Here is a 13,025-nt window from a genome sequence, read left to right as displayed (position 1 = left end):
AGTTCCCGGTTTTCATCGGGAACTGATTATGTACACACGGGAGTAGCTCAGTTGGTAGAGCACCGGTCTCCAAAACCGGGTGTCGGGAGTTCGAGCCTCTCCTCCCGTGCTAATATTATTGAAATGAAAAAGGTAATAGCTTATATTAAAGAATCTTACGACGAACTTGTACATAAAGTATCGTGGCCTACGTATTCTGAACTTGCTAACAGTGCAGTAGTTGTTTTATATGCTTCCCTGCTTATTGCATTGGTAGTATGGGGTATGGATGTCTGTTTCCAGAACTTCATGGAAAAAATCGTTTATCCACATTAAAAATTAGGAATTGAAAATGGCTGAGATTGAAAAGAAATGGTACGTTCTGCGTGCTATTAGTGGAAAAGAAGCTAAGGTAAAGGAATATCTTGAAGCTGATCTTAAGAACAGTGACCTTGGTGAATATGTATCTCAGGTATTGATTCCTACTGAAAAAGTTTACCAGGTTCGCAATGGTAAAAAAATTGTGAAGGAAAGAAGTTATCTTCCTGGTTACGTTTTGGTGGAGGCTGCTTTGGTTGGTGAGGTCGCTCATCACTTGCGCAACACTCCGAATGTGATAGGCTTTTTAGGTGGCTCCGAAAAACCGGTGCCTCTCAGACAATCAGAAGTGAATCGTATACTTGGTACAGTGGACGAACTGCAGGAAACGGGTGAAGAACTCAATATTCCGTACGTGGTGGGTGAAACTGTAAAAGTTACTTTTGGACCTTTTAGCGGATTCAGTGGTATCATTGAAGAAGTGAATAGCGAAAAAAAGAAACTAAAGGTCATGGTAAAGATATTCGGGCGCAAAACGCCGCTTGAATTGGGCTTTATGCAAGTGGAAAAGGAATAACACGGAATTGTTACGCTGTTGTTGTTCTTCGTTTAATGTTTATATATAAATCAATAAAAAAATGGCTAAAGAAGTTGCTGGACTAATCAAGTTACAGATTAAAGGAGGCGCTGCAAATCCATCACCTCCCGTTGGACCTGCTTTGGGTTCTAAGGGTATCAATATCATGGAATTTTGCAAGCAATTCAATGCCAGAACCCAAGACAAAGCAGGTAAAATTTTACCTGTTATCATTACTTACTACGCAGATAAGTCTTTCGATTTTGTAATCAAGACTCCTCCCGTTGCTATTCAATTACTTGAAGTAGCTAAGGTAAAGAGTGGTTCTGCTGAGCCTAACCGTAAGAAAGTTGCCGAGCTTACTTGGGAACAAGTTCGTACGATCGCTCAGGACAAAATGGTTGACTTGAACTGTTTTACTGTGGAAGCTGCCATGAGAATGGTTGCAGGTACAGCTAGAAGTATGGGTATCGCTGTAAAAGGGGAGTTCCCGGTTAATAACTAATAAACTTCAATTGTAATGGGTAAACTGACAAAAAATCAAAAGTTAGCTGCAGAAAAAATTGAAGCAGGGAAAGCATACTCACTGAAAGAAGCTGCATCTTTGGTAAAAGAAATCACTTTTTCCAAATTCGATGCTTCACTGGATATTGATGTACGTTTAGGGGTTGACCCGCGTAAAGCTAACCAGATGGTGAGAGGTGTTGTTTCACTTCCTCATGGTACTGGTAAAGAAGTGCGTGTGTTGGTACTTTGTACACCGGATGCTGAAGCTGCTGCAAAAGAAGCTGGTGCTGACTATGTTGGTCTTGACGAATATATTGAAAAGATCAAAGGTGGATGGACTGATATTGATGTAATCATCACTATGCCATCTATCATGGGTAAAATTGGTGCACTCGGTCGTGTACTCGGTCCTCGTGGATTGATGCCGAACCCTAAGAGTGGTACTGTAACTATGGATGTTGCTAAGGCTGTAAAAGAAGTAAAACAAGGTAAGATTGACTTTAAAGTTGATAAGAGCGGTATCGTTCACACTTCTATCGGTAAGGTATCATTCAGTCCTGATCAGATTCGCGACAACGCGAAAGAGTTCATCTCTACTCTGAACAAGCTGAAACCGACCGCAGCAAAGGGTACATATATTAAGAGTATTTATCTTTCTAGTACAATGAGTGCGGGTATTAAAATCGACCCGAAATCAGTGGATGAAATCTAATAAAACAGAGAAATAATGAGAAAGGAAGATAAAAGTACGATTATAGAGCAAATTGCTGCTACAGTAAAGGAATATGGTCACTTCTACTTGGTAGACGTTACAGCGATGAACGCTGCTGCTACCAGCGCATTGAGAAGAGATTGCTTTAAATCAGACATCAAATTGATGGTGGTTAAAAACACTCTGCTTCACAAAGCACTTGAAAGCCTGGAAGAAGACTTTTCACCTCTTTACGGTTCTTTGAAAGGTACTACTGCTGTTATGTTTACTAACACTGCAAACGTACCTGCTAAGTTAATCAAAGACAAAGCGAAAGACGGTATTCCCGGACTGAAAGCTGCGTATGCAGAAGAAAGCTTCTATGTTGGTGCAGACCAATTGGATGCTCTCGTTGCAATCAAGAGTAAGAATGAAGTTATCGCCGATATCGTTGCACTGTTGCAATCTCCGGCCAAGAATGTTATTTCTGCTCTTCAATCAGGTGGTAACACCCTTCACGGAGTTCTCAAGACTCTTGGTGAACGTACCGAAGCGTAAAAATGGAAAAAGGCGTCACAGCCTTGGGAATAACATCCCGAATAATTTTCAAAAATCAACAAGTATTTAAACATTAAAATCATACAAAAAATGGCAGATTTGAAAGCTTTTGCAGAACAATTAGTTAACTTGACAGTAAAAGAAGTTAATGAACTTGCAACTATCCTTAAAGAAGAATACGGTATTGAACCTGCTGCTGCAGCTGTAGCTGTTGCTGCTGGTCCTGCAGCTGGTGCTGCTGCCGCAGAAGAAAAAACTTCTTTCGACGTAGTATTGAAGAGCGCTGGTGCAGCTAAACTTCAGGTAGTTAAGGCCGTTAAGGAAGCTTGTGGTCTTGGTTTGAAAGAAGCTAAAGACTTGGTAGACGGTGCTCCTAGCACAGTAAAAGAAGGTTTGGCTAAAGACGAAGCAGAATCATTGAAGAAAACATTGGAAGAAGCTGGAGCTGAAGTTGAACTTAAATAACATTGGCCTGGTAATCAGGTAATTCGGTTAGGAATCCTTCACAAGAGGATTCTTAACCTTTTTGTGTATATATTTCAAATTAAGTTCTCCAAATTCATTGACAGATGTCTTCAAATACTGTAAATCAAAGAGTTAATTTTGCTTCGACTAAGAATCCGCTCGAATACCCGGATTTCCTGGAAGTACAATTGAAGTCATTCCAAGACTTTCTACAATTAGATACCCCACCTGAAAAGCGCAAGAATGAGGGATTGTATAAAGTATTTGCTGAAAACTTCCCTATTGCCGATACAAGAAACAATTTTGTTCTTGAGTTTCTGGACTATTATATTGATCCGCCGCGTTATACCATCGATGATTGTATAGAGCGTGGGCTTACTTATAGTGTTCCCTTAAAAGCGAAACTTAAGCTTTACTGTACGGACCCCGATCATGAGGATTTTGATACAGTGATTCAGGACGTATTCCTCGGCCCGATTCCTTATATGACTGATAAGGCTACTTTCGTCATTAACGGTGCCGAACGCGTAGTTGTGTCACAGCTTCACCGTTCTCCGGGTGTGTTCTTCGGTCAGAGTGTACATGCCAATGGTACGAAACTTTATTCGGCTCGTATTATTCCGTTTAAGGGTTCGTGGATTGAGTTTGCTACTGACATCAATAATGTGATGTACGCATACATCGACCGTAAGAAGAAATTGCCGGTAACGACTTTGTTGCGTGCAATTGGCTTCGAGAATGACAAAGATATTCTTGAGATTTTCAACCTTGCAGAAGATGTAAAGGTGAACAAGACAAATCTGAAGAAAGTGCTAGGTCGTAAATTGGCTGCACGTGTCTTGAAAACATGGATTGAAGATTTCGTTGATGAAGATACCGGTGAAGTGGTTTCTATCGAGCGTAACGAAGTTATTATCGATCGTGAAACCGTACTGGAAGAGGTGCATATTGATGAAATTTTGGAGTCGGGAGTTCAGAACATCCTTTTACATAAAGATGAACCGAACCAGTCCGATTTCTCTATCATATATAATACGTTGCAGAAGGACCCGAGTAACTCGGAAAAAGAAGCTGTGTTGTATATCTACCGTCAGTTGCGTAACGCCGATCCGGCTGATGACGCAAGTGCAAGGGAGGTTATCAACAACTTGTTCTTCTCTGAAAAACGATATGACCTTGGTGATGTAGGTCGTTACAGAATCAACAAAAAGTTGAATCTGACGACTGATATGGACGTGCGTGTCCTCACGAAGGAAGATATCATTGAAATCATCAAATATCTGATTGAGCTGATTAACTCAAAAGCAGATGTGGATGATATTGACCACTTGAGTAACCGTCGTGTACGTACAGTAGGTGAGCAGCTTTCTAATCAGTTTGCTGTTGGTCTGGCTCGTATGTCTCGTACGATTCGCGAACGTATGAACGTTCGTGACAATGAAGTGTTTACTCCGATTGATTTGATTAACGCGAAGACAATCTCTTCTGTAATCAACTCATTCTTCGGAACGAACGCATTGTCGCAGTTCATGGACCAGACAAACCCCTTGGCTGAAATCACGCACAAGCGTCGTATGTCTGCCCTTGGTCCTGGTGGTCTTTCCCGTGAACGTGCCGGATTTGAGGTTCGTGATGTTCACTACACACACTATGGTCGTCTTTGTCCGATTGAGACTCCTGAAGGTCCGAACATCGGTTTGATCTCTTCATTGTGTGTATTTGCTAAGATTAATGATCTGGGATTCATTGAAACTCCGTACCGTAAGGTGGAAAACGGAAAAGTGGATCTTTCTGATAACGGTCTGATTTATCTGACTGCTGAAGAAGAGGAAGAAAAGGTTATTGCACAGGGAAATGCTCCGTTGAATGATGACGGTACATTTGTGCGTAACAAAGTTAAATCTCGTCAGGATGCCGACTTCCCGGTTGTTGAACCGACAGAGGTTGATTTGATGGACGTTTCTCCTCAGCAGATTGCATCAATCGCGGCTTCATTGATTCCGTTCCTGGAACATGATGATGCTAACCGTGCATTGATGGGATCAAACATGATGCGCCAGGCGGTTCCTTTGTTGAGGAGTGAAGCGCCGATCGTAGGTACAGGTATCGAACGTCAGTTGGTAAGAGACTCTCGTACGCAGATTACTGCGGAAGGAGATGGTGTTGTTGACTACGTTGATGCTACTACTATCCGTATTTTGTATGACCGTACAGAAGACGAAGAGTTCGTGAGTTTTGAACCTGCTTTGAAAGAATATAGAATACCTAAGTTCCGTAAGACTAACCAGAACATGACGATTGACTTGCGTCCGATTTGCGACAGAGGCCAGCGTGTGAAGAAAGGTGACATCTTGACTGAAGGTTATTCTACTGAAAAGGGTGAATTGGCATTGGGTAAGAACCTGTTGGTAGCTTATATGCCTTGGAAAGGTTACAACTATGAGGATGCTATCGTATTGAACGAACGTGTGGTACGCGAAGACTTATTGACTTCGGTTCACGTAGAGGAATATTCTCTGGAAGTTCGTGAAACAAAACGTGGTATGGAAGAGTTGACTTCTGATATCCCGAATGTAAGTGAAGAAGCTACTAAAGACCTGGATGAAAATGGTATCGTAAGAATCGGTGCTCGTATCGAGCCGGGTGATATCATGATCGGTAAGATTACACCGAAGGGTGAATCTGATCCTTCTCCAGAAGAAAAATTGCTTCGTGCCATCTTTGGTGATAAGGCAGGTGATGTGAAAGATGCTTCATTGAAAGCTTCTCCTTCTTTGAAAGGTGTTGTGATCGATAAGAAACTTTTCTCACGTGTGATTAAGAATCGTAGCTCTAAACTGGCCGATAAAGCATTGTTGCCTAAGATCGATGATGAATTTGAATCTAAGGTAGCTGATCTGAAACGTATCCTGGTTAAGAAACTGATGACTTTGACTGAAGGTAAGGTTTCTCAAGGTGTGAAGGATTATCTGGGTGCGGAAGTAATTGCGAAAGGTTCTAAGTTCAGTGCTTCTGATTTTGATTCACTTGACTTTACTTCTATTCAGTTAAGCAACTGGACTAGTGATGACCATATTAATGGTATGATTCGTGATCTGGTGATGAATTTCATTAAGAAATACAAAGAGCTGGATGCTGAATTGAAACGTAAGAAGTTTGCTATTACAATTGGTGATGAACTTCCAGCTGGTATTATCCAGATGGCAAAAGTATATATTGCTAAGAAGCGTAAGATTGGTGTGGGTGATAAGATGGCAGGTCGCCACGGTAACAAGGGTATTGTATCCCGCGTTGTTCGTCAGGAAGATATGCCGTTCTTGGCTGATGGTACTCCGGTTGACATTGTGTTGAATCCGTTGGGTGTGCCTTCTCGTATGAACATTGGTCAGATTTTTGAAGCTGTACTCGGACGTGCCGGAAAAACGTTGGGCGTGAAATTCGCGACTCCTATTTTCGACGGTGCTACCATGGAAGATCTGGATCAGTGGACAGACAAGGCAGGATTGCCTCGCTACTGTAAGACTTATCTTTGTGATGGTGGCACAGGTGAGCAATTTGACCAGGCAGCTACTGTGGGTGTGACTTACATGTTGAAGTTGGGTCACATGGTTGAAGACAAGATGCATGCTCGTTCTATCGGTCCGTACTCATTGATTACTCAGCAACCTCTTGGTGGTAAAGCACAGTTCGGTGGTCAGCGTTTCGGAGAAATGGAGGTTTGGGCACTCGAAGGTTTTGGTGCTGCTCATATCCTGCAGGAAATCCTTACTATCAAGTCTGATGACGTGGTAGGACGTTCGAAAGCTTATGAAGCAATTGTGAAAGGTGAACCGATGCCGCAACCAGGTATTCCGGAATCCTTGAACGTATTGTTACACGAGTTGAGAGGATTAGGTTTGAGTATCAACCTAGAATAAAATAATAAAGAATACGTGGTGTCAACAAGCCGATGACGGTCTGTTGACATCCGTGTCTTTTCAATTTCCAATGATTCAATTATCAAATCTCAATTATATAGAGTATGGCTTTTAGAAAAGAAAATAAGACGAAAAGTAATTTCTCGAAGATCTCAATTGGTCTGGCTTCTCCGGAAGAAATCCTTGAGAATTCGAGTGGTGAAGTTTTGAAGCCTGAAACCATTAATTACCGTACGTACAAACCCGAACGTGATGGTTTGTTCTGCGAGCGCATTTTTGGTCCTATCAAGGATTATGAATGTCATTGCGGTAAATACAAGCGTATCCGTTATAAAGGTATCGTCTGCGACCGTTGTGGTGTGGAAGTTACTGAAAAGAAAGTACGCCGTGAACGTATGGGACATATCCAGCTGGTTGTGCCGGTGGCTCACATCTGGTATTTCCGTTCGCTCCCTAATAAAATCGGTTATTTGCTCGGACTGCCGACGAAGAAACTGGATTCGATTATATACTACGAACGTTATGTTGTTATTCAGCCGGGTGTAAAAGCTGAAGACGGTGTAGCTGAATATGATTTGCTTTCGGAAGAAGAATATCTGGATATCCTGGATACGCTTCCAAAAGATAATCAATATCTTGAAGATAATGATCCGAACAAGTTTGTTGCAAAGATGGGTGCTGAAGCTATCTATGATTTGCTGGCTCGTCTGGATCTGGATGCTTTGTCTTACGAATTGCGTCACCGTGCAGGTAACGATGCTTCACAGCAACGTAAGAATGAGGCTTTGAAACGTCTTCAGGTAGTAGAATCGTTCCGTGCATCACGTGGACGCAACAAACCGGAATGGATGATTGTACGTATCGTACCGGTTATCCCACCCGAACTTCGTCCGTTGGTTCCGTTGGATGGTGGTCGTTTTGCTACATCTGACTTGAACGACCTTTATCGTCGTGTGATTATCCGTAATAACCGTCTGAAACGACTGATTGAAATCAAGGCTCCGGAAGTGATTTTGCGTAATGAAAAACGTATGCTTCAGGAATCTGTCGATTCTTTGTTTGATAACTCACGTAAGTCAAGTGCTGTGAAGACAGATGCCAACCGCCCGTTGAAGTCATTGTCTGACAGCTTGAAAGGTAAACAAGGACGTTTCCGTCAGAACTTGCTGGGTAAACGTGTTGACTACTCTGCTCGTTCGGTAATCGTCGTAGGTCCGGAATTGAGAATGGGTGAATGCGGTATTCCTAAATTGATGGCTGCCGAATTGTACAAGCCGTTTATTATTCGTAAGCTCATCGAACGTGGTATCGTTAAGACTGTTAAGTCTGCCAAGAAGATCGTTGACCGCAAGGAACCGGTGATCTGGGATATTCTGGAACATGTAATGAAAGGACATCCGGTACTGTTGAACCGTGCTCCGACATTGCACCGTCTGGGTATTCAGGCTTTCCAGCCTAAGATGATCGAAGGTAAAGCTATTCAGTTGCACCCGTTGGCATGTACGGCATTCAATGCCGACTTTGACGGTGACCAGATGGCTGTTCACTTGCCTTTGAGTAATGAAGCAATTCTGGAAGCACAAATGTTGATGCTTCAATCACATAATATCTTGAACCCGGCAAACGGTGCGCCTATTACTGTGCCTGCACAGGATATGGTTCTTGGTTTGTACTATATTACTAAGTTGCGTGCTGGTGCGAAAGGTGAAGGTTTGACATTCTACGGACCGGAAGAGGCGTTGATCGCTTACAATGAAGGTAAGGTCGATATTCATGCTCCGGTGAAAGTTATCGTGAAAGACGTTGATGAAAATGGTAACATTGTAGACGTAATGCGCGAAACTTCGGTAGGACGTGTGATTGTTAATGAAATTGTTCCGCCTGAAGCAGGTTATATCAATACAATTATCTCTAAGAAATCTCTTCGTGATATTATTAGTGATGTAATTAAGGTATGTGGTGTGGCTAAGGCTGCCGACTTCCTGGACGGAATCAAGAACTTAGGTTATCAGATGGCGTTCAAGGGTGGTTTGTCATTCAACTTGGGTGATATTATCATTCCGAAGGAAAAAGAAACGTTGGTACAGAAAGGTTACGACGAAGTAGAACAAGTCGTAAACAACTATAACATGGGTTTCATTACCAACAACGAACGTTACAACCAGGTGATCGATATCTGGACACATGTAAACTCTGAGTTGTCTAATATCCTGATGAAGACAATTTCTTCGGATGATCAGGGATTCAACTCTGTATATATGATGCTTGACTCTGGTGCTCGTGGTTCTAAAGAACAGATTCGTCAGTTGTCAGGTATGCGTGGTTTGATGGCAAAACCGCAGAAAGCAGGTGCTGAAGGTGGTCAGATCATCGAGAACCCGATTTTGTCAAACTTTAAAGAAGGACTTTCGGTGTTGGAGTACTTTATCTCTACCCACGGTGCTCGTAAAGGTTTGGCGGATACCGCTTTGAAGACTGCCGATGCTGGTTATTTGACTCGTCGTCTGGTGGACGTATCACACGATGTGATTATTACAGAAGAAGACTGCGGTACACTCCGCGGATTGGTTTGTACGGACCTTAAGAATAACGATGAGGTTATTGCTACTCTGTACGAACGTATCTTAGGTCGTGTTTCCGTACATGATATTATTCATCCTACCACAGGTGAATTGCTTGTTGCCGGTGGTGAAGAAATCACAGAAGAAGTAGCCAAGAAGATTCAGGAGTCTCCGATCGAGAGTGTTGAAATCCGTTCGGTATTGACTTGTGAAGCTAAGAAGGGGGTTTGTGCTAAATGTTACGGACGTAACCTGGCAACGAGCCGCATGGTTCAGAAGGGTGAAGCTGTCGGTGTAATCGCCGCTCAGTCTATTGGTGAGCCGGGTACACAGTTGACATTGCGTACATTCCACGCCGGTGGTACTGCTGCAAATATTGCAGCTAACGCCAGTATCGTTGCTAAAAATAATGCACGTCTTGAATTTGAAGAGTTGCGTACAGTAGATATCGTTGACGAGATGGGTGAATCTGCAAAAGTGGTAGTAGGTCGTTTGGCCGAAGTACGTTTTGTGGATGTGAATACCGGTATCGTTCTTTCTACTCATAACGTACCTTATGGTTCAACATTGTATGTAAGCGACGGCGACTTGGTAGAAAAAGGCAAACTGATTGCTAAGTGGGACCCGTTCAATGCTGTTATTATCACAGAAGCAACCGGTAAGATCGAATTTGAGGGCGTGATTGAAAACGTTACTTATAAGGTTGAATCGGATGAAGCAACAGGTCTTCGTGAAATTATTATTATTGAATCCAAGGATAAAACCAAAGTTCCTACCGCTCATATCTTAACAGAGGACGGTGATTTGATCCGTACTTATAACTTACCGGTAGGTGGTCACGTTATCATCGAGAACGGTCAGAAGGTAAAAGCCGGTGAAGTAATCGTGAAGATTCCGCGTGCCGTAGGTAAGGCGGGTGATATCACGGGTGGTCTTCCTCGTGTTACTGAATTGTTTGAAGCTCGTAACCCGTCAAATCCGGCTGTCGTTTCTGAAATCGACGGTGAGGTGACAATGGGTAAGATCAAACGTGGTAACCGTGAAATCATCGTAACTTCCAAGACAGGTGAGGTTAAGAAATATCTGGTTGCACTGTCTAAGCAGATTCTGGTACAGGAAAATGACTATGTACGTGCTGGTACTCCGTTGTCTGACGGTGCTACTACTCCGGCAGATATCTTGGCAATCAAGGGTCCTACAGCCGTACAGGAATATATCGTGAATGAAGTTCAGGATGTATACCGCTTGCAGGGTGTGAAGATCAATGATAAGCACTTTGAGATTATCGTTCGTCAGATGATGCGCAAAGTACAAATTGATGAACCGGGAGATACTCGCTTCCTCGAACAGCAAGTCGTAGACAAACTGGAATTCATGGAAGAAAATGATCGTATCTGGGGCAAGAAAGTCGTAGTAGATGCTGGTGATTCTCAAAATATGCAAGCTGGACAGATTGTAACTGCCCGCAAGTTGCGTGATGAGAATAGTATGTTGAAACGTCGTGACTTGAAACCGGTTGAGGTTCGTGACGCTGTTGCTGCTACCTCTACTCAGATCCTTCAAGGTATCACGCGTGCTGCTTTGCAAACATCAAGCTTTATGTCGGCTGCTTCCTTCCAGGAAACAACGAAAGTATTGAATGAAGCTGCTATCAACGGTAAGATTGATAAGCTTGAAGGTATGAAGGAAAATGTGATCTGTGGTCACTTGATTCCTGCCGGTACCGGACAGCGCGAGTTCGAAAAGCTCATCGTTGGATCAAAAGAAGAGTATGACCGTATCTTGGCTAACAAGAAAACAGTACTTGACTACAATGAAGTAGAATAAATACAATTCAATTGGCTATATGAAAAGGAGCAGTTGCCTGATTGGGCAATTGCTCCTTTTTTTATTTCTTTTTTACTCGCGTGTATTACCATTAGTTTCAGGAAAAATGTGTTATTTTGCAGGATAACTTTTTAATCATATTAAATATGGAAGAACAAAATAACAACGGACAATTACAGATTGAATTGAGAGAAGAGGTTGCACAGGGAACTTATGCAAATCTTGCTATTATTACTCATTCGAGTTCTGAATTCATCCTTGACTTCGTGCGCGTAATGCCGGGCATACCGAAGGCTGGTGTGCAATCTCGTATTATTGTGGCTCCGGAGCACGCAAAACGTCTGCTGCGGGCATTAGAAGATAATATAGCAAAGTATGAGCGCGTATTCGGTCCGATTCGTACTTCGGATGAACCCCCTATTTCTCCTTTGACGGGTGTAAAAGGCGAAGCGTGAGGATGATATAAAAACATTAAAAAAGAAAAAAAAGTTGTAGCGCATTGAATATTCAAATATTATTCGTATTTTTGCAGCCCAAAATGTATAGTTACGAAATTAATATAACAATAATATAAATCAAAAAACAATTAAAATGCCTACAATTCAGCAATTAGTAAGAAAAGGACGCGAAGTGCTGGTGGAGAAAAGTAAATCTCCAGCCTTGGATTCATGTCCTCAAAGACGTGGCGTTTGCGTGAGAGTATACACTACTACTCCGAAGAAGCCGAACTCTGCAATGCGTAAAGTAGCTCGTGTACGTTTGACTAACCAAAAAGAGGTGAACTCATACATTCCGGGAGAAGGACACAACTTGCAGGAACACTCAATCGTTTTGGTACGTGGTGGTCGTGTGAAAGACCTTCCGGGTGTGCGTTATCACATTGTACGTGGTACACTTGATACAGCAGGTGTTGCTGGTCGTACTCAAAGACGTTCAAAGTATGGTGCTAAGCGTCCGAAACCAGGACAAGCTGCTGCTCCTGCTAAGGGTAAGAAAAAATAAGGATTAAGACCTAATTAAAATTAAAGTAATAACTTACGTTTTAGTTTGTTGGAAATGCTAAAGGTTGAGTAAATTCTCCGGAGGGAGAGTTGAAGAAGTCAAGAAGTAGACAACCAAGAACAAAAACATTATTTTTCAAACAAATGAGAAAAGCAAAACCAAAAAAACGCCTGATTCTTCCGGATCCCGTGTTTAATGACCAAAAGGTTTCCAAGTTTGTGAACCACTTGATGTATGATGGAAAGAAAAATACATCTTATGAAATCTTTTATGCCGCTTTGGAAACAGTGAAAGCAAAACTTCCTAACGAAGAAAAATCAGCTCTCGAAATCTGGAAAAAGGCTTTGGATAATGTAACTCCGCAAGTGGAAGTAAAGTCTCGCCGTGTAGGTGGTGCAACTTTCCAAGTTCCTACTGAAATCCGTCCGGATCGTAAAGAATCAATCTCTATGAAGAATCTGATTCTGTTTGCTCGCAAAAGAGGTGGTAAATCAATGGCTGACAAGTTGGCTGCTGAAATTATGGATGCCTTCAATGAACAAGGCGGTGCATACAAGCGTAAAGAAGATATGCACAGAATGGCAGAAGCTAACCGTGCATTTGCTCATTTTAGATTCTAATAC

General features: G+C 42.3%; 11 protein-coding genes and 1 tRNA gene. All 12 read left to right on the top strand.

Annotated features, from left to right (window positions below):
- Positions 1 to 36: 36 nt before the first annotated feature.
- The 12 genes from Bovatus_RS13605 (at position 37) to rpsG (ending at position 13,022) form a co-directional block, all read left to right on the top strand.
- A tRNA-Trp gene (locus Bovatus_RS13605) sits at positions 37 to 109 on the top strand.
- 14 nt (positions 110 to 123) lie between these two features.
- A complete protein-coding gene (secE, locus tag Bovatus_RS13600; protein ID WP_004296363.1) occupies positions 124 to 315 on the top strand; it encodes a preprotein translocase subunit SecE in 192 nt (63 codons plus the stop codon).
- Between the two features lie 16 nt (positions 316 to 331).
- The gene (nusG, locus tag Bovatus_RS13595; RefSeq protein ID WP_004296362.1) at positions 332 to 874 is read left to right on the top strand and encodes a transcription termination/antitermination protein NusG; all 543 of its coding nucleotides are present in this window, start codon (positions 332 to 334) and stop codon (positions 872 to 874) included.
- Positions 875 to 935: 61 nt separating this feature from the next.
- Complete coding sequence (gene rplK / locus Bovatus_RS13590; protein ID WP_004296361.1) at positions 936 to 1,379, top strand: 50S ribosomal protein L11; 444 nt, start codon at positions 936 to 938, stop codon at positions 1,377 to 1,379.
- Positions 1,380 to 1,394: 15 nt separating this feature from the next.
- On the top strand, positions 1,395 to 2,093 hold the full coding sequence (gene rplA / locus Bovatus_RS13585; protein ID WP_004296360.1) for a 50S ribosomal protein L1: 699 nt from the start codon (positions 1,395 to 1,397) through the stop codon (positions 2,091 to 2,093).
- 15 nt (positions 2,094 to 2,108) lie between these two features.
- Positions 2,109 to 2,630 (top strand): 50S ribosomal protein L10, encoded by a 522-nt coding sequence (gene rplJ, locus Bovatus_RS13580; RefSeq protein ID WP_004296359.1) that lies wholly within the window; start codon positions 2,109 to 2,111, stop codon positions 2,628 to 2,630.
- A gap of 90 nt (positions 2,631 to 2,720) precedes the next feature.
- The gene (gene rplL, locus Bovatus_RS13575; RefSeq protein ID WP_004296358.1) at positions 2,721 to 3,095 is read left to right on the top strand and encodes a 50S ribosomal protein L7/L12; all 375 of its coding nucleotides are present in this window, start codon (positions 2,721 to 2,723) and stop codon (positions 3,093 to 3,095) included.
- Positions 3,096 to 3,199: 104 nt separating this feature from the next.
- On the top strand, positions 3,200 to 7,012 hold the full coding sequence (gene rpoB, locus Bovatus_RS13570; protein WP_004296357.1) for a DNA-directed RNA polymerase subunit beta: 3,813 nt from the start codon (positions 3,200 to 3,202) through the stop codon (positions 7,010 to 7,012).
- Between the two features lie 104 nt (positions 7,013 to 7,116).
- Positions 7,117 to 11,400: a DNA-directed RNA polymerase subunit beta' gene (rpoC, locus tag Bovatus_RS13565; protein ID WP_004296356.1), complete on the top strand. Its 4,284-nt coding sequence runs from the start codon at positions 7,117 to 7,119 to the stop codon at positions 11,398 to 11,400.
- Positions 11,401 to 11,546: 146 nt separating this feature from the next.
- Positions 11,547 to 11,855, top strand: a complete 309-nt coding sequence (locus tag Bovatus_RS13560) for a DUF3467 domain-containing protein (protein WP_004296354.1) — start codon at positions 11,547 to 11,549, stop codon at positions 11,853 to 11,855.
- A gap of 136 nt (positions 11,856 to 11,991) precedes the next feature.
- The gene (rpsL, locus tag Bovatus_RS13555; protein WP_002558078.1) at positions 11,992 to 12,402 is read left to right on the top strand and encodes a 30S ribosomal protein S12; all 411 of its coding nucleotides are present in this window, start codon (positions 11,992 to 11,994) and stop codon (positions 12,400 to 12,402) included.
- 143 nt (positions 12,403 to 12,545) lie between these two features.
- A complete protein-coding gene (rpsG, locus tag Bovatus_RS13550) occupies positions 12,546 to 13,022 on the top strand; it encodes a 30S ribosomal protein S7 (RefSeq protein WP_004296352.1) in 477 nt (158 codons plus the stop codon).
- Positions 13,023 to 13,025 lie beyond the last annotated feature (3 nt).

The sequence above is a fragment of the Bacteroides ovatus genome, from assembly GCF_001314995.1.
GTDB classification, from domain to species: Bacteria; Bacteroidota; Bacteroidia; order Bacteroidales; family Bacteroidaceae; genus Bacteroides; species Bacteroides ovatus.
Note: the sequence above shows the minus strand (reverse complement) of the source record. Positions and strands in the feature narration are given on the sequence as shown.

What these genes read in the sequence shown, in the direction of transcription:
- secE (WP_004296363.1), top strand. Translation starts at nt 124, where the DNA reads ATGAAAAAGGTAATAGCTTATATTAAAGAATCTTACGACGAACTTGTA.
- nusG (WP_004296362.1), top strand. Translation starts at nt 332, where the DNA reads ATGGCTGAGATTGAAAAGAAATGGTACGTTCTGCGTGCTATTAGTGGA.
- rplK (WP_004296361.1), top strand. Translation starts at nt 936, where the DNA reads ATGGCTAAAGAAGTTGCTGGACTAATCAAGTTACAGATTAAAGGAGGC.
- rplA (WP_004296360.1), top strand. Translation starts at nt 1,395, where the DNA reads ATGGGTAAACTGACAAAAAATCAAAAGTTAGCTGCAGAAAAAATTGAA.
- rplJ (WP_004296359.1), top strand. Translation starts at nt 2,109, where the DNA reads ATGAGAAAGGAAGATAAAAGTACGATTATAGAGCAAATTGCTGCTACA.
- rplL (WP_004296358.1), top strand. Translation starts at nt 2,721, where the DNA reads ATGGCAGATTTGAAAGCTTTTGCAGAACAATTAGTTAACTTGACAGTA.
- rpoB (WP_004296357.1), top strand. Translation starts at nt 3,200, where the DNA reads ATGTCTTCAAATACTGTAAATCAAAGAGTTAATTTTGCTTCGACTAAG.
- rpoC (WP_004296356.1), top strand. Translation starts at nt 7,117, where the DNA reads ATGGCTTTTAGAAAAGAAAATAAGACGAAAAGTAATTTCTCGAAGATC.
- Bovatus_RS13560 (WP_004296354.1), top strand. Translation starts at nt 11,547, where the DNA reads ATGGAAGAACAAAATAACAACGGACAATTACAGATTGAATTGAGAGAA.
- rpsL (WP_002558078.1), top strand. Translation starts at nt 11,992, where the DNA reads ATGCCTACAATTCAGCAATTAGTAAGAAAAGGACGCGAAGTGCTGGTG.
- rpsG (WP_004296352.1), top strand. Translation starts at nt 12,546, where the DNA reads ATGAGAAAAGCAAAACCAAAAAAACGCCTGATTCTTCCGGATCCCGTG.